Raw genomic sequence first — 15292 nt, 5'->3', positions numbered from 1 at the left:
ATCCGTATCGGCGTGTCGTCGCAGTAGTTACACGTTCGGTCAGAGCACGGCTTTCTCCGCGCCGATGCCGGTAAGCGAACGGACCTCCATCTCCGCGTTGCGCTCCGGGTCGCCGCGGTCGGAAGACGACAGCGTCCCAACGATGCCGAGGACGAACGCCAGCGGGATCGACACGATTCCGGGGTTGGCAAGCGGGAACCAGGCGAAGTCGGCGCCGGGGAGCATCGCCGTCTTCGCGCCCGACACCGCGGGCGAGAAGACGATCAACACGATGGTCGAGATCAGTCCGCCGTACATGCTCCACAGCGCGCCGCGGGTGTTAAACCGCTGCCAATAAAGCGAATACAGGATCGTCGGCAGGTTGGCGGAGGCGGCGACCGCGAATGCGAGCGCCACCAGGAAGGCGACGTTCTGGCCGTTGGCCAGGATCCCGAGTGCGATGCCGAAGATGCCGAGCACCACGGCGGTGATGCGCGACACGCGGACTTGTTCTTTCTCGGTGACCTTGTGGCGCTTGATCAGGCTGGCGTAGATGTCGTGGGCGAACGACGTCGACGCGGTGATCGTCAGACCCGCGACGACGGCGAGGATCGTGGCGAACGCCACGGCGGAGATGACGCCGAGCAGGACCACGCCGCCGAGATGGAACGCGAGCAACGGCGCCGCCGAGTTCTGGCCGCCGGCGGCCTTGAGGATGCGGTCGGGACCGACGATGGCGGCGGCGCCATAGCCCAGCGCCAGCGTGAACAGATAGAAGGCGCCGATGAGGCCGATCGCCCAGACCACCGACCGGCGTGCCTCTTTCGCGGTGGGGACCGTGTAGAAGCGCATCAACACGTGGGGTAGGCCCGCGGTCCCCAGCACCAGCGCAAGGCCCAGCGACAGCAGGTTGATCTTCGACGTCGTCGACCCGCCGTATTGCGCGCCCGGGGCCAACACGTTGCGGCTGGAGACACCCTTGGTGGTGGCGTGTGATACCGCCGACTGCGCCGAGCCCAGGATGTCGGAGAAGTTGAAGCCGAACTTCGCCAGCACCATCACCGTCATCGTCGCCGCGCCAAGGATCAACAGCACGGCCTTGATGATCTGCACCCACGTGGTGCCCTTCATCCCACCGACCAGGACGTAGACGATCATCAGGACACCGACGACCGCGATGACGATCGACTCGCCAAGGCGGCCTTTGACATTGAGCAGCAGGGCAACCAAACCACCCGCGCCGGCCATCTGGGCGAGGAGGTAGAACAGGGAGACCGTCAGCGTCGAGATCGCCGCGACCAGCCGCACCGGGCGCTGCCTGAGCCGGAAGCTCAGGACGTCCGCCATGGTGAATTTCCCTGTGTTGCGGATCAGTTCGGCGACCAAGAGCAGGGCCACCAACCAGGCCACCAGGAATCCGATCGAATACAGGAACCCGTCATAGCCGTAGACCGCGATCGCGCCGGCGATGCCGAGGAAGCTGGCCGCCGACAGGTAGTCGCCGGCGATGGCGATGCCGTTCTGCGGTCCCGAGAACGCCCGGTCGGCGGTGAAGAACTCGGTCGCGGTGGCGTTCCGTTGGCTGGCCCGGATCACCACGTAGAGGGTGATGAGGACGAAAACGGCAAAGATGGCGATGTTGGCGACGGGATTCCCGATCGTCTGCTGTCCGGCGGCAGACAGCGTCATGACGCCCCGCCTTCCGCGCGGATGGCGGCGGCCCTCGGATCAAGCTCCCGGTCGGCGAACCGTACGTAGAGTCCGGTGATGATGAATGTCGACAGGAATTGGCCCAGTCCGATCAGCAGTCCGGCGTTGACGTTCCCGAACACCTTGGTCGCCATGAAGTCGTGCGCGAAGGCGCCCAACAGCACGTAGGCGGCGTACCAGGCGAGGAAGATCGCGGTCATCGGGAACACGAATCGGCGTAGTTTGCGGCGAAGTTCGGCGAACTCGGGGCTCGCTTGGATGGTCACGAACTGCTCGCCCGTCGCTAACGGGACGTCTTCGGATGGAAACTCGGTAGTAGACAACGCAACTCCTGACCTCGGGTTCGAGCAGGGCTTTTCCGGCGTTAGCCTACGAGCAAACCCGATGACAACAGGAGTGCGATTTCCGCCTGTGGGTCTAAATTAACCCTGGCGTCGCCGCGCGGGCACCTGACGGCAACCCGATTGAGGGCGTTTGTTAAGCCGGCACCTCGTGCGGCGAGTCTTTCTTGAATGCCTCCCGTCGAACCATTTCCCACACCGTCGGAGTGTGCTCGGTGGTCGAGACGACAACGGTCTTCCGTCGCGCCGTACCCTCCTGAGCGAGCCTGACGAGGTAGTCGGCCAGGTCGACGCGAGCCGTGAAAGCACCGACCGGATCGGCCTCTCCCGCAACATAATTGGTCACGCGAGGCAAATCGAACAATCCCGACGGGCGCACGACCGTCCACTCCAGGCCGCTCTCGCGCACCAGCGTTTCCATCCGGCGGATGTCGTCGTAGACGGTCCTGCCGATGGTGCGGGCGATGATCGGCTCGATTAGCCGCAACGCCAGTGGCGTGTGGCGGCGTCCGCGCGCGGGGTAGGCGCCGGTGGAACTCACCACGACAAGCCGGCCGACGCCGGACTCGCGCATCGCGTTCACGATATTGCGGGTGCCGACGGAATACGTGTCGACGGGCCGGCGCGCGAACGGCACCCCGAGCGTCGACAACACGACATCGGCGCCGGCGACGATCCCGGCCAGGTGATCGCGCCGCACGTCCGCGCCCGCGACCGTCAGCCGGGCATCGGAGATGGGGAACTCGTCGGGCCGCCGGGTCATCGCCACGGCCGTGTGACCGGCGTCCAACGCCCGACGCGTCAGCAGTCGTCCGGTCGATCCGTTGGCGCCAAAGATGACGATTTGCATGAGAACTCCTCCCGTTCGCCACTACGACGAAGCGGGCCGGCCGAAAGTTACAGAGGTTCGCAGCACGGCGCATGCTCTTCGCAACCTATTGCGATCCGGCTTAGTTAGGGTACCCTAACTTCATGACGGAAACATTGTGGGGCGCGCTGAGGCGCAAGCGGCGCGAGGTGCACTCTCCCTTCCCGCACCAAGCGGCCATCGTGCTGAACAACCCGCTACGCCGGGTCATGATGAAACCGGCCGGCATCATCGAGCGTCTCGGCCTGACGGGAACAGAGCGCATCCTCGAGATCGGGCCGGGCCCGGGCTTTTTCAGCGTGGAGATCGCGAAGCGGCTCACCGGGGGGACGCTGGATCTGTTCGACATCCAGCCGGAAATGCTCGAAAAAGCCAAGCGGCAGCTCGAGCGGGCCGGCTTCCATGACGTCGGCTTCACGGCCGGTGAGGCGGGTGATGGGCTTCCCTTCCCGGATGGCAGCTTCGACGTCGCCTTCCTGGCCGCGGTGATCGGAGAGGTGCCCGACCCGCGGGCGTGTCTCCGATCGTTGCGCAGCGTCCTGAAACCGGGTGGGCGGCTGACCTTTCTGGAGATGTTCCCCGACCCCGACCGGCTCAGTGTCCATGAGCTGCGCGAGCTGGCCGAACCCGAGGGCTTCACCTTCGTTGGCTCGGAGGGCAACCGCTGGAAGGAGATCGTGTCCTTCCGCAGCGATCCCGCCTGACATTCAACCCTTGCGCGGGTCAGGTCGTCAGGATGGTCGCCGCGGCGGTGCCCGGGGCGCCGTACAGCTGGGTGAACCCGACCTTGGGATCGCCGGCGACCTGACGATCGCCGGCCTCGCCGCGGAGCTGGCGCACGATTTCGTGGATCTGGCGCAACCCGGACGCGCCGATCGGCTCGCCGTTGGCGATCAGCCCGCCGTCGGTGTTGACGGGCATGGGGCCGCCGATCTCGGTGGCGCCGTCGGCCAGTAGCTTCTCCTGATCGCCGTGCGCACAGAACCCACACTCGGCCATGTGGATGATTTCGGCGCCCGCGTCGGTGTCCTGCAGCTGGATCACGTCGACGTCGGCGGGTGCCACGCCGGCTTTTTCGAACGCGGTGCGCGCGGCGTACACCGTTGGCGCCACGTCCTCGTCGACCGGCGCGAACGTGGTGTTGACCTCGTAGGCCCCGTAGCGGCGGGTGCGGACCTCCACCGCGCGTAGGTAGACGGGCTTGGAGGTATAGCGATGGGCGATGTCGGCCCTGCACATCACCGCGGCCGCGGCGCCCTCGTCGGGCGCGCAGAACATGTATTGGGTCAGCGGGTAGTTCAGGACCGGCGATTCGAGGATGCTCTCTTCGGAGATCGGCTTGCGGCGAAACGCGTTGGGGTTCAACGCCCCGTTACGGAAATTCTTGGCGGCGACCTTGGCCAGCGTCTGCTGGGAGATGTTGTGGTCGTGCAGATACCGGTTCGCCTTCATGCCGAAGAACTGGGTGGTCAGATACTGCCCGTTCTCGGCGTACCACCTCGGCATGCCCACCAGCGCCGGATCCTCGGTGAACGCCCCGCGCGGGTGCTTGTCCAGACCGATGGCGATCCCGATGTCGTAGTCGCCCAACCGGATTCCGTCGGCGCAGGCCTTGACCGCGCTGGCGGCCGTCGCGCAGGCGTTGAAGACGTTGGTGAACGGGATGCCGGTCAGCCCGACCATGCCGACGATGGCGTCCGGGTTTGCCACCGTCCAGCTGCCGCCGGTGGCGAACTGGACGTCCTTCCATTCGATGCCGGCGTCCGCGACCGCGGCGAAGATCGCGTCGACGCCCATCTGCATGGCCGACTTGCCCTCGAAGCGGCCGAAGGGGTGCAGACCCACCCCGATGATCGCCACGTCGTTCGTCATCCGACTCTCCTTGTGTCCGGCGGCCCTAGCGGCGGCGCACCAGTTGGGCCTGCTGAAGGGCGGCCACCGCCCCGTGCTCATCGAAGAGCGTGGCAACGGAAACGCCCACCCCGTCTCGGCCGTAATGGTTTTCGGCGCGAACGCCGATCCATTCACCGTCGGGCACGCGGTGGATGTGCACGGTGAGATCGGTGTTGAGGAAGAGCCATTCGGCGACGCTGAGCCGGCTGCCCATGCCGTTGGCGATGTCGGCCACAGCGAACAGGCGCTGCACCGGGGTCATCGCTTCGCCCTTGACGAGGTCGACGACCGGTCGGGCCCAGCACTCCCCGGGGACATCGTTGAGGATGTCGTTCAGCCACCGCCAATCCAGGCTCTGGATGTAGGTCTGGTTCGCGTCGCTGTCCGGGCGGCGGGGACGCCCCTCGCCAAGGGGGCGCAGCGGGGGAGCCGGTGTGAAATACAACTCCGCCGTGTCGCCCTGCTGAAAGCGCCAGGCGATCGCGTTGGCCACCGGTCGCGGCCGTTCGTCGGGACCCGGCGCCAGCATTTGGGCGCCCAGCAACTCGATCTTGGTTCCTGGGCGCTCGACGTGCGCGCGCACCCACAGCGGCCCGTCAACCGGCACCGGCCCGAGCAGGTCGACGACGACGCGGCTCAGCCGGGTGTCGTCGCGTGCCGAGCAGCCCTCCAGCGCGCGCACCAGCAACGCTGAGACGGGTGCCGCATTCTGCATCGTCGGCGACCACGTGCTGATGACGTGATCCGAGGCGCCGAACCTCTCACCGAGTGGATCGTGCGGATCGACCAGCTCGTAGTAGGCGTCGGTCAAGCGATGGCCCCCGCGTCCTTGAGTTGTTCGATGCGGTCCCAGTCCATGCCGAGCTCCATCAAGACGATCTCGGTGTGCTCGGACGCTTGCGGCGCGCGGGTCGTCACCAGCGGCTCGTGGTTGAACTGGACCGGGCCGCGCACGACGCGGAATGGCTTTCCGCCGCTGGCGAGTTCGACCTCGGCGATCATGTCGTTGGCGACCGCCTGCTCGTCGTCGACCAGATCGAGGAGGCTCTGGAAGGGCGCCCACTGGCCCTTCATCGTCTTCAGGTGCTGGCGCCAGTAATCAAACGGCTTGCCGGCGAAGGCTTTTGCGATCAGTTCGGCGGCGGCGTCGGCGTTCTGGATCAGCGGGAGCACCTCGGAGAATCGCGGATCGTCGGCGGCCTCGGGGATGCCGAGATGCTCGAACGTGTCCCGGATCAACCCGGTCGGGCTGATGATGCACAGGTTGATCGTGCCGCCGTCGGAGGTCTCGTAGTTGCCCATGAAGGGATTCACCGACTTGCCGGCTCCGGGCATGGGCGTGCGCATCACCTCGCCGGTTTCCATGCCCTGGGTCAGGCTGGCGCCGGCCGCCCACCAGGCGGTGCTCAGCAACGACACGTCGAGTTCGACGGCCTCGCCCGTGCGCTCGCGATGCAGCAGCGCGGCCGAGATGCCGCCGGCGATGAACATGCCGCCGATGGAGTCGCCGAACGCCGGAATACCCTGTCCCAGTGCGCCGCCCAACTCCTCCGGGGTGAGCGCGTAGCCGATCCCGCTGCGCGTCCAGAACACGGTGCCGTCGTAGCCACCGATGTCGCGTTCGGCGCCCTTGTCGCCGTGGGCCGAACCGCGCGCATAGACGATGTTCGGGTTCGCCGCGCGGATGTGCTCCACGTCGAATTTGTGCTTCTGGCGCTGCGCGGGCATGTAGTTGGTCAGGAACACATCGGAGGACTTGGCGAGCTCGTAGATCACTTCTTGGCCGCCCGGGGTGGAGATGTCGATCCCGACGCTGCGCTTGCCCCGGTTGGGGTGCTCCATCAGTGGGTGCCGCTCGGGGTCGACCTGGATGCCGCCCATGTTGAGGAAGCCGCGTTGGGTGTCGCCGCGCAGCGGGTGCTCGACCTTGATGACGTCGGCGCCCCAGTCGGCGAGGATGGCTCCCGCGGCGGGGACGAAAGTGAACTGCGCCAGCTCGAGGACCCGAAAGCCCTCCATTACCTTGATCATTTTCGGACCCTACTTCGCGTCGAATGTCACCGGAAGGGCGGTCGGGGAACGGAAGGGCTGTCCGTGGATGTGCGGATCGCCGTCCGACAGCAGGGTGAAGTTCGTCAACCGATCCAGCAGGCAGCGGACCGCGACCCGGGTTTCCAGCCGCGCCAGGTGCAGACCCAGGCAGGTGTGCTCACCGGCGGCGAAGGAGATGTGCGGCACGTGCTTGCGGAAGATGTCGAATTCCTCCGCACGTTCCCAGCGCCGCTCGTCGCGATTCGCCGAACCCATGCACACGCCGATCACCGCGCGCGCCGGAATCTCGACGCCCTCGAGCACGGTGTCCTCCGTCGCGAACCGCTGCACCGTGGTGAGCGGCGTCTCGTAGCGCAGCCCTTCCTCGATCGCCTGTGGCAGCAGCTCTCGGTCGGCTTGCACCGCCGCGAACTGATCCGGATGGGTGAGCAGCAGGTAGAGCAGGTTTCCCGACGACCGGTACGTGGTCTCCAGCCCGGCGGGCAGCAGCAGCCGCAGAAACGAGTAAATCGCCTCGTCACTTAGCTTTTCGCCGTCGATCTCGGCGGTGACCAGGTCGCCGATGATGTCCTCGGTGGGCTTCGACTTGCGCTGCTCGATCTGCTCGACGAAGTAATCCTTCAGCGCCGCCGACGCCTCGAATGCGCGCTCGTAGTTGACGTGGTAGCTGATCAACGCGACGGCGTGCTTGCGAAAGCTCGGCAGGTCCTCGGCGGGCAAGCCCAGCAGTTGGGCGATGACGCGGGTGGGAAATTCGAAGGTGAATTGCCGGACCAGGTCGGCTTCGCCGGTTTCGATGAACTCGTCGATCAACGCGTTGCAGATCGGCCGCACGATGGTGGGCTCCCACCGGGCAAGGGCTTTGGATTTGAACGCCGCGGACACCAGGTTGCGGTGGTCGCGGTGCTTCTTTCCCTCCATCGCCAGAATGGTCGGCCCCATGAAGAGGCCAATCGTCTTGTCGTACGGCGCGGAGCTGAACACCCGCCCGTCGCGAAACACCGTGTTCACCGCGTCGAACGACACCGCTGAATATTCCCGCTTGGGCCGCAGCGACTCGGGCGTCTTGGAGTAGTCCATGACGGTCCCGCGGAATACGCCGGCCTGCCGTCGTTTATGAGCGAAGAATGGGTAGGGGTCACGCAGGCTGACGGTCTCCGGGCCGGTTTGGGAACCGGTCTGAACGTTGGTCGTCACCTAGATCTCCAGCATCTTCAGCAGGGACAGGCTGTCCTTTCGTAAGATCGTACTGTAATTATTACAGTAGACAATATGGGCGCGGTTTCTCGTTCCGTAGCGGTACGCGACCAGCGCGACCGTCCCTTGGCGGTGAGGACGCGGTTGACGACATCGGCGGTCGTCGCCCGTCGGAATCCGTGGCGGCACCGTCTTCCGTAACATGGTTCCTTAGCACTTATTGGCCTGGGCCGCCGAAGCTGTTCACCGCTGAAGAAGGTGACCTGATGACGATCGAAATGATCGCTGACGGTCTGGGATTCACCGAAGGACCCACAAATCTGCCCGACGGCAGGGTGGCGGTGGCGTCGGTCAGCCACGGCTGCGTGTACATCGTGGACCCGGGCGGGGGCGCACCGGAAAGGATCGATACCGGCGGCGGGCCCAATGGGCTGTGCAGCGGATCCGACGGGTCGATCTATGTCGCCCAGAACGGCGGTAATTTCGGCTCCGACGTGGCGGCCGAGCCCGGGGTGCAGGTCATCCGCGACGGCCGGGTCGACTACCTCGCCGAAGGCATGGACGCGCCGAACGACCTCATGATCGGTCCCGACGGAAAACTTTGGGTCACCGACACCCGCGCCGAAATGGAACTCTTCAACCCCGACGAAAGCAAGCGCGGGTGGGTGTGGGCCGTCGATCCCGTCACCGGCGAAAAGGACTTGATCCTCGACTCCGGGCCGGTTTGGATCAACGGCCTTGGCTTCAGCCCGGATTCGACGCGGCTGCTGGTAACCGCAACGTCCCCCGCGAAACTCGTGCGCTATCCGATCGGGGCGGCGGGCTCGCTGGATGGTCACGCCGGCGAGGTGGTGTGCACCTTCCAGCGGGCATGGCCGGCGGGGATGGCGGTGCGGGCCGACGGGGCATCGTGGGTGGCGCTGACCGGCGCGGACCGCCTCGACCTCGTCGCCGAGACGGGCGAAATCCTGGATGCGGTGGTGCTGCCCGGTGGGGCGCTCCCGACGAATGTGTGCCTGGGCGCGGCCTCCGCGGACGAACTGCTCGTCACCGCCTCGTATCAGCAGGCGCTGTTGAAAATTCGGCTGCCGGCCTAGCCTTCAACCGTTCTCCGCTTGCTCGCGCGCCCACCGGTAGTCGGCCTTGCCCGACGGGCTGCGCTCGATCACCGGGCGGAACACGATCGCCTTGGGAAGCTTGTAGCGGGCCAGCGACTCGCCGGCGTGCTTGATCAGCTCGTCGGCGTCGGCGCTCGCGCCTTCGGCCAGGGCGACGACCGCGACGACCTCCTGTCCCCACCGCTCGCTCGGCCGCCCGGCGACCACCACGTCGGCCACCGCCGGATGCGACGCGAGCGCGGTTTCCACCTCCTCGACGAAGATCTTCTCGCCGCCGGAATTGATGGTCACCGAATCACGGCCCAGCAGTTCGATCGCGCCGTCGGTGCGGTGCCGCGCGCGGTCGCCCGGAACCGCGTAGCGCACCCCGTCGATTACCGGAAATGTCTTGGCGGTCTTGGCCGCATCGCCCTTGTAGCCGAGCGGAACGTAGCCGCGTTGCGCGAGCCAGCCGATGCCGTCGTGACCGGGCGGCAGGATCGCGGTGAGGTCTTCGGAAGCGACGAAGGTGTCGGGTCCGGCATTGAAGGTGCCGGTCGACACGGCCCCCGACATCGACATGTGATGCATCTGCGCGCCGGTCTCCGACGACCCGACGCCGTCGATGACCAGGGCGTTGGGCAGCGCCTCGATGAGGCGTTGCTTGACGTACGGGGTGAGCAGGGCGCCGCCGTTGGCTACCACGGCCAAGGACGACACGTCGGCGATCCCCTTCTCGATGGCGGCAACCAGGGGCCGCGCCATCGCGTCGCCGACCACCGTCACCGTCATCACCCGCTCGCGCTCGATGGTGCGGACGACGTCCTCGGCGTCGAAATGGTCTACGACGGAGGGGAATACGACAGTCTGCCCAGTGGTGATCGCCGTCATCACGCTCCACTGGGCGGCACCGTGGATCAGCGGTGGCAAGATCATCAACTTGGTGCCGGCGCCCGCGGCGGCCGCGGTGACGATCTCGTCGACGGAGCCGAATGGCTCGCCCGTCACCAGGTTTCGCCCGCCGAAGGACGTCATGAAGATGTCGTGCTGGCGCCACAGCACACCCTTCGGCATGCCGGTCGTCCCGCCCGTGTACAGCACGTACAGGTCGTCGGGGGAGTGCTGCAGCGGCGGCGGTTCGGGCGAACTGGACGCGACGATGGTCTCGTAATCCACCGCGCCGTAGATCAACTCGTTGCCCGAGTCGTCGGCGATCTGAATCAGCACCCGCAGTTGCGGCAGGTCGGGCAGGATTTCGGCCACGCGCGGCGCGAACGCGGCATGGTAGATCAAGGCGGTCGCGCCGGCGTCCTTCAGCAGGTACTGCAGCTCGCTCTTGACGTAGCGGTAGTTGACGTTGAAGGGCGCGACCCTGGCCTGAAACGCGCCCAGCAGCGCCTCGACGAATTCGTTGCCGTTGTAGGCGTACAGGCCGAGCAGGTCCTGACCCGCCTCGTGGCCGGCGAGCGCGGAGCGCTCAGTTTGGCACCCCAGGCCCCGCGAGCGCAGGTATGCGGCGAGCCGGTTCGCCCGGTCGAGCAGTTGCGCGTAGCTGAAACGCCGTTCGCCCCGGATCACCAAGTCGCGGTCGGGGATGGCCGCGGCGACGGCCGTCGCGACTGCGGGAACGGTGAATTGTGTTGCGGTGTCTGACATCTTGCCTCTCACGGCTGGTGGGGTAGCAGGCGAACCATCAGGCCGTTAGCTTCGCTGAGCACTGTGCCGTCGGCAGCCGTCATGCTAGCGGCTACGAAGAATTTCCTGCCGTCGACGTTCGAGATACTGCCCTGGGCGCTCAGCGGCTCGTCGATCGGCGTGATGCGGCGGTAGTCGACGTGCAGGTAGGCCGTTCGGGTAGGGGGGACGCCCGCGGTCGAGACGATCATGCCGAACAGCCAGTCGTACAGCAGGGGGATCATGCCGCCGTGCACGGCGTTGTTCCCGCCCACGTGGGAGCGGGTGAAGTGCCCGTGCATGGTGACGCCGTCCGGCCCGGATTCGGTGACCAGCCAAGGCGGCAGCAGCGGATGTCCCAGCCCGGGCAGCTCGATGACCCGCCCGCCCGGCGACACGCCCTCGGGAACCTGGTGTCCGTCCAGCAGCGCGCAGGCGCTTTCGACGTGTTCGGCCGCGCTGCTCCACAGCGAACTGTCCGTGGAGACCGTCAGGTCCTGCAGGCGGCGCATCGCCGCGACAAACCGTCCCAGCCCGGGCGGCGCATGCTCGGCCGGCTCGATCTGGGGGAATCCGCCTCGAACACCTGGCGCGGTTTCGGTCACGGCTGGGCCCACGCTTGCAGCAGGTCGTCCGTTGTGGTGATGGTCGCGAGCAGCGACAGCGTGTTGGCGATGATGGCCTCACCGTACTCGGTGGGAACGCCGGCCACGGCATCCTTCGGCACGACGACGCGGTAGGCGGCGTTGACCGCGTCCATCACGACGTTGGGGATCGCAATGTTAAGCGAGACGCCCACCACGACGATGGTGGACACCCCAAGGTTGCGCAGCACCGCGTCGAGGTCGGTGCCGCCCATCGGGCCGACGCCGTGCCAGCGGCTCAGGACCAAATCCGTTGGCTCGGGCCCCAATTCGGGTAGCAGGGCGGCTCCAGGGGTACCGGGAATGATGCCTACGTTCCCACCCCCGATGCCGAAGATCCTGGCGTTGTGGTTGGAACCGAGCCCGTCGGGGCGTCGCTGCACCAGGCAGTGCACCACGCGCACCCCGGCCGCCCGCCCGGCCGGCAGCAGCCGCACGATGTTCGGCAGCGCGACGCGGCGCGCCTCCTCGGCCAGCACCGGCAGCCCTGCGTTCGGACCGATGACCGCGCCCTGGCACTCCTGCGTGACGATCGCGGTGTGCCCGGGCGCCACGAGGACGTCGAGCTTAGCCACGCGCGCCGCTCTCCCCCGCAAGCGGGAGGTGCCCCCACCTCATCGCTTCGTCCCCCGCAAGCGGGCGGTACCCCCACTGCATCGTCGCTGGCGCAGTCATGCCGGCACTTCATAGAACTGCGTGGCCCACTTGCGGAGCGCCATATAGCCTTTCGCGTCCACCTTCGAAAGCGGCGGGTGTTCCACGTACCTCTGGTAGCGCCAGATCTGCAGGTCGTCGAAGACGGTGGACAGGAACTGCCGTTCGATCACCTCCCGCAGCTTGCCCTCCGGCACGTCGGACTCGTCGCCGGGGATGCGCGGCCACCAGATCGAGTAGAAGAGGTCCGAGCATTCGTCGTCGACCGGGGTGCAGGTGAAGATCAGCCGATGATTCTGCGCGCCCTCGAAGACGCTGATCGCGCCGCCGAGGCCGAACAGGTGGCTGTGGAAACGCAACGCGAGATCGTCGGGGTTGTCGCTGCCGGCGTCCGGCCAACCGGCGACGAATTGCCACTCGTGTTCGACGATCTTCCAGTCCAGCACCCGGGGCGTCACCGTGGCGTGGTGCACGAATTCGAAGTGCGCGCTGTCGGGTGCGTTCTCGGCCACGATCTGCGGGTGCACCGGTTCGCGCTCGGCCCGCCGGGAGAACTCCGGATAGGCGCGATAATAGGCCGCCGGATCGGTCTCGAACTGGGGGAACTTTCCGAAGATGTCCGGCATCTCCCACTGCGGCTCCTTGCCGTCCGGCTGATGCCAGATGAACACGCAGTCGTACTGCTCGCGGACCGGAAACACCCGCAACCGTAGCGCGCGGTTGGGGCGGTCGGGCTGATAGGGGATGTAGCGGTTGGTGCCGTCGGGACCCCAGCGCCAACCGTGGAATGGGCACTCGACGCAGTCACCGACCACCTTGCCCCCGTGGCCGATGTGGGCGCCGAGGTGTTTACAGTGGGCTTCCAGCACGTGCAATACGCCCTGCTCGTCCCGGTAGGCCACCAGATCCTCGCCGAAGTAGTGCAGCGGCCGCACCTCGCCGACCGGGAACTCGGGTGACCACCCCACCATGAACCACCCGGTCACCTTCCAGGTGAACGGCACTTTCACGCCGGCGCCTCCCGCGATCGTTGATACTAACGTCGTTACAGTATAGATTTCAGCAGTTCGTCCGGTAAGCCACAAGGAGACAGATGACGCAGGCGGCTGACGGGCTGGAAGCGATCCGGCAGCTCAAGGCCCGCTACTGCCGTTTCCCGGACACCAAGGATGTCGAGTCGTGGCGCGCCGTGTTCACGCCCGATCTGGTGGTCACCCTCGATATGGCGGTATCCGCCGGCGGCGCCGATCCCCAGACGGCGCCACCGCTGGAAGGCGTCGACAACTTCGTACCCATGGTGATGGACGGCCTGGAGAACGTCAGCGACCATGCAACCCTTGGCCTGGAAAGCCACACCCCGGAGATCACCCTGACCTCGGCCACCACCGCGACGGGGATCTGGGCGATGGAGGACCTGCTGGTCTTCGCGGACGGCCGCGAGTTGCACGGCGCCGGTCACTATCACGAGACCTACGAGAAGCGGGAGGGCAGCTGGCGGATCAAGACCCTGCATCTGACGCGGACCATCCTGCGGATGCGGGGTGGCGATGGCGGATAGCGAGTCCTTCGACGTCCTGGTCATCGGCGCCGGGTTCTCCGGCCTGTACATGCTGCACCGGCTGCGGCAACTCGGCATCCGGGCCCGGGTGCTGGAGCGGGCCGAAAACGTCGGCGGCACCTGGCTGTTCAACCGATACCCGGGCGCGCGATGCGACATCGAAAGCATCGAGTACTCGTACAGCTTCTCCGACGAGATTCAGCAGGAATGGGTGTGGACGGAGTCGATGCCGGCCCAGCCGGAGATCGAGGCCTACCTGAACTTCGTCGCCGACCGGTTGGACCTTCGGCGCGACATCCGGTTCGGCGCCGACGTCGTCGCGATGACCTTCGACGAGGAAGCGGCCGCATGGGTGGTGCGAACCGCGGTTGGCGAGCGCTTTTTCGCGCCGTTCGTCATCGCCGCCACCGGCATCCTGTCGGCACCGCTCGAGCCCGACATCCCGGGGATGGGCACCTTTGCCGGAACGCCGCTGTTCACCAGCCGCTGGCCGAAGGAGGGCTTCGACCTCACGGGGAAGCGCGTCGGCGTCATCGGAACCGGTTCGACCGGTGTTCAGCTCATCCCCATCGTCGCCGAGGAAGCCTTGCAGCTCTTCGTCTTTCAGCGTTCGCCGGCGTACACCCTGCCGTGGCGGGTGCGGCGATTCGAGCCCGGCGAGCTCGACGAGATGAAGGGCCGCTACGACGAGATCCGGGCGGCCCAGCGGGCCCACCCCGTCGGGGCGGCGCGGCTGAGCGCGTTCTCGGTGCTGCTCGGGATGCTCGGCAGGCCGCAACTGAAGTCGGCGACGCGCGAGGAGCAACTGCGCGCCGTCGAGGAGAACGGCATACTGGGCGCGCTGAGTTGGGGCGACATCTTCTTCGACATCGAGGCCAACCGGATGGCCGCCAAGCTCTACGGCGAGGCGGTGGCGCGGATCGTCAAGGACCCGGAGACCGCGGCCGCGTTGGTGCCCGAGCATCCCTTCGCCTGCAAGCGACCGATCATCGACCAGGGCTACTACGAGACGTTCAATCGCGACAACGTAACGCTCGTCGACCTCCGCACGGCGCCGATCCGCGAGGTGACACCGGCCGGCATCCGCACCGCGCACGATTCGTACGAACTCGACGTGATCGTCTACGCCACCGGGTTCGATGCCATGACCGGCGCGCTGAGCCGCATCGACGTCCGCGGCCGGGACGGCATGTCGCTCGCCGAATTCTGGGCCGGCCAGGGGCCGTTGTCCTACCTCGGTTTGGCGGTCGCCGGCTTCCCCAACCTGTTCACGGTCCAGGGGCCCGGGAGCCCCAGCGCCGCAACCAACTTCGTGGCCGCGCTGGAGCAGCACGTGGAGTGGATCGGCGACTGCATCGCGCATCTGCGCGCCAGCGGCATCCGCACCATCGAGGCCCTGCCCGCCGCACAACAGGAGTGGATGGACCACACCACCGCGCTGGTGGCTCCGACGGTTTTGGTGCACCCGTCGTGCAATTCCTGGTACAACGGTGGCAACGTGCCCGGCAAGAAACGGATGTACATGGGCTATACCGGCGGAATTCCCGAATACCGGCGCCGCTGCGACGAGATCGCGGCGGGCGGATACATCGGGTTCAAGCTGACCTAGCCGGGACGAGGTGATC

The 15292-nt window shown here is 66.7% G+C and carries 15 protein-coding genes and 1 pseudogene; 4 read left to right on the top strand and 12 right to left on the bottom strand.

Annotated features, from left to right (window positions below):
• Positions 1–39 precede the first annotated feature (39 nt).
• The 3 genes from AC5Y4S_RS09780 to AC5Y4S_RS09770 all read right to left on the bottom strand — a co-directional run bounded on the left by AC5Y4S_RS09780 (position 40) and on the right by AC5Y4S_RS09770 (position 2880).
• Complete coding sequence (locus AC5Y4S_RS09780) at positions 40–1668, bottom strand: monocarboxylic acid transporter (RefSeq protein WP_500032405.1); 1629 nt, start codon at positions 1666–1668, stop codon at positions 40–42.
• Positions 1665–1955 carry a DUF485 domain-containing protein gene (locus tag AC5Y4S_RS09775; protein ID WP_500033281.1) on the bottom strand — a complete coding sequence of 97 codons (291 nt, stop codon included), beginning with the start codon at positions 1953–1955 and terminating at the stop codon, positions 1665–1667. Before AC5Y4S_RS09775 ends, AC5Y4S_RS09780 begins: the two co-directional genes overlap by 4 nt.
• A 211-nt stretch (positions 1956–2166) precedes the next feature.
• The gene (locus tag AC5Y4S_RS09770) at positions 2167–2880 is read right to left on the bottom strand and encodes an NAD(P)-dependent oxidoreductase (RefSeq protein ID WP_500032404.1); all 714 of its coding nucleotides are present in this window, start codon (positions 2878–2880) and stop codon (positions 2167–2169) included.
• 122 nt (positions 2881–3002) lie between these two features.
• On the opposite strand from AC5Y4S_RS09770, the gene AC5Y4S_RS09765 reads away from it, so the two are divergent.
• Entirely contained in the window at positions 3003–3602 is a 600-nt protein-coding gene (locus AC5Y4S_RS09765; RefSeq protein WP_500032403.1) for a class I SAM-dependent methyltransferase, read from the top strand.
• A gap of 19 nt (positions 3603–3621) precedes the next feature.
• On the opposite strand, the gene AC5Y4S_RS09760 is transcribed toward AC5Y4S_RS09765, so the two are convergent.
• From AC5Y4S_RS09760 to AC5Y4S_RS09745, 4 genes are read right to left on the bottom strand one after another with little or no spacing between them, the layout of a single operon-like run.
• Positions 3622–4770 (bottom strand): thiolase family protein, encoded by a 1149-nt coding sequence (locus AC5Y4S_RS09760; protein WP_500032402.1) that lies wholly within the window; start codon positions 4768–4770, stop codon positions 3622–3624.
• 25 nt (positions 4771–4795) lie between these two features.
• Entirely contained in the window at positions 4796–5602 is an 807-nt protein-coding gene (locus tag AC5Y4S_RS09755) for a thioesterase family protein (RefSeq protein ID WP_500032401.1), read from the bottom strand.
• Entirely contained in the window at positions 5599–6810 is a 1212-nt protein-coding gene (locus AC5Y4S_RS09750) for a CaiB/BaiF CoA transferase family protein (protein WP_500033280.1), read from the bottom strand. The genes AC5Y4S_RS09755 and AC5Y4S_RS09750 overlap by 4 nt, the downstream gene beginning before the upstream one ends.
• A 21-nt stretch (positions 6811–6831) precedes the next feature.
• Positions 6832–8040, bottom strand: a complete 1209-nt coding sequence (locus AC5Y4S_RS09745; protein ID WP_500032400.1) for a cytochrome P450 — start codon at positions 8038–8040, stop codon at positions 6832–6834.
• A gap of 266 nt (positions 8041–8306) precedes the next feature.
• On the opposite strand from AC5Y4S_RS09745, the gene AC5Y4S_RS09740 reads away from it, so the two are divergent.
• On the top strand, positions 8307–9137 hold the full coding sequence (locus tag AC5Y4S_RS09740; protein WP_500032399.1) for an SMP-30/gluconolactonase/LRE family protein: 831 nt from the start codon (positions 8307–8309) through the stop codon (positions 9135–9137).
• Between the two features lie 3 nt (positions 9138–9140).
• On the opposite strand, the gene AC5Y4S_RS09735 is transcribed toward AC5Y4S_RS09740, so the two are convergent.
• The 5 genes and pseudogenes from AC5Y4S_RS09735 to AC5Y4S_RS09715 all read right to left on the bottom strand — a co-directional run bounded on the left by AC5Y4S_RS09735 (position 9141) and on the right by AC5Y4S_RS09715 (position 13119).
• Positions 9141–10793, bottom strand: coding sequence for an acyl-CoA synthetase (locus tag AC5Y4S_RS09735; RefSeq protein ID WP_500032398.1), 1653 nt, complete (start codon positions 10791–10793; stop codon positions 9141–9143).
• 8 nt (positions 10794–10801) lie between these two features.
• A complete protein-coding gene (locus tag AC5Y4S_RS09730) occupies positions 10802–11416 on the bottom strand; it encodes a PaaI family thioesterase (RefSeq protein WP_500032397.1) in 615 nt (204 codons plus the stop codon).
• Complete coding sequence (locus AC5Y4S_RS09725) at positions 11413–12030, bottom strand: cysteine hydrolase family protein (protein WP_500032396.1); 618 nt, start codon at positions 12028–12030, stop codon at positions 11413–11415. Before AC5Y4S_RS09725 ends, AC5Y4S_RS09730 begins: the two co-directional genes overlap by 4 nt.
• Position 12031: 1 nt before the next feature.
• Positions 12032–12143, bottom strand: a pseudogene (locus AC5Y4S_RS09720) (hypothetical protein); the annotation flags it as partial.
• The gene (locus AC5Y4S_RS09715) at positions 12127–13119 is read right to left on the bottom strand and encodes a Rieske 2Fe-2S domain-containing protein (RefSeq protein ID WP_500032395.1); all 993 of its coding nucleotides are present in this window, start codon (positions 13117–13119) and stop codon (positions 12127–12129) included. The gene AC5Y4S_RS09715 and the pseudogene AC5Y4S_RS09720, both read right to left, overlap by 17 nt.
• A gap of 83 nt (positions 13120–13202) precedes the next feature.
• On the opposite strand from AC5Y4S_RS09715, the gene AC5Y4S_RS09710 reads away from it, so the two are divergent.
• Together AC5Y4S_RS09710 and AC5Y4S_RS09705 are read left to right on the top strand one after the other, a co-directional pair.
• Positions 13203–13667, top strand: a complete 465-nt coding sequence (locus AC5Y4S_RS09710) for a nuclear transport factor 2 family protein (RefSeq protein ID WP_500032394.1) — start codon at positions 13203–13205, stop codon at positions 13665–13667.
• On the top strand, positions 13657–15276 hold the full coding sequence (locus tag AC5Y4S_RS09705; RefSeq protein ID WP_500032393.1) for a flavin-containing monooxygenase: 1620 nt from the start codon (positions 13657–13659) through the stop codon (positions 15274–15276). The genes AC5Y4S_RS09710 and AC5Y4S_RS09705 overlap by 11 nt, the downstream gene beginning before the upstream one ends.
• Positions 15277–15292: the final 16 nt, after the last annotated feature.

It is taken from the genome of Mycobacterium sp. NGS64, assembly GCF_059812245.1.
The sequence above is the reverse complement of the archived record's forward strand: the minus strand, read 5'-3'. Positions and strand labels throughout refer to the sequence as shown.

What these genes read in the sequence shown, in the direction of transcription:
- AC5Y4S_RS09780 (WP_500032405.1), bottom strand. Translation starts at nt 1,668, where the DNA reads ATGACGCTGTCTGCCGCCGGACAGCAGACGATCGGGAATCCCGTCGCC.
- AC5Y4S_RS09770 (WP_500032404.1), bottom strand. Translation starts at nt 2,880, where the DNA reads ATGCAAATCGTCATCTTTGGCGCCAACGGATCGACCGGACGACTGCTG.
- AC5Y4S_RS09765 (WP_500032403.1), top strand. Translation starts at nt 3,003, where the DNA reads ATGACGGAAACATTGTGGGGCGCGCTGAGGCGCAAGCGGCGCGAGGTG.
- AC5Y4S_RS09760 (WP_500032402.1), bottom strand. Translation starts at nt 4,770, where the DNA reads ATGACGAACGACGTGGCGATCATCGGGGTGGGTCTGCACCCCTTCGGC.
- AC5Y4S_RS09750 (WP_500033280.1), bottom strand. Translation starts at nt 6,810, where the DNA reads ATGGAGGGCTTTCGGGTCCTCGAGCTGGCGCAGTTCACTTTCGTCCCC.
- AC5Y4S_RS09740 (WP_500032399.1), top strand. Translation starts at nt 8,307, where the DNA reads ATGACGATCGAAATGATCGCTGACGGTCTGGGATTCACCGAAGGACCC.
- AC5Y4S_RS09735 (WP_500032398.1), bottom strand. Translation starts at nt 10,793, where the DNA reads ATGTCAGACACCGCAACACAATTCACCGTTCCCGCAGTCGCGACGGCC.
- AC5Y4S_RS09710 (WP_500032394.1), top strand. Translation starts at nt 13,203, where the DNA reads ATGACGCAGGCGGCTGACGGGCTGGAAGCGATCCGGCAGCTCAAGGCC.
- AC5Y4S_RS09705 (WP_500032393.1), top strand. Translation starts at nt 13,657, where the DNA reads ATGGCGGATAGCGAGTCCTTCGACGTCCTGGTCATCGGCGCCGGGTTC.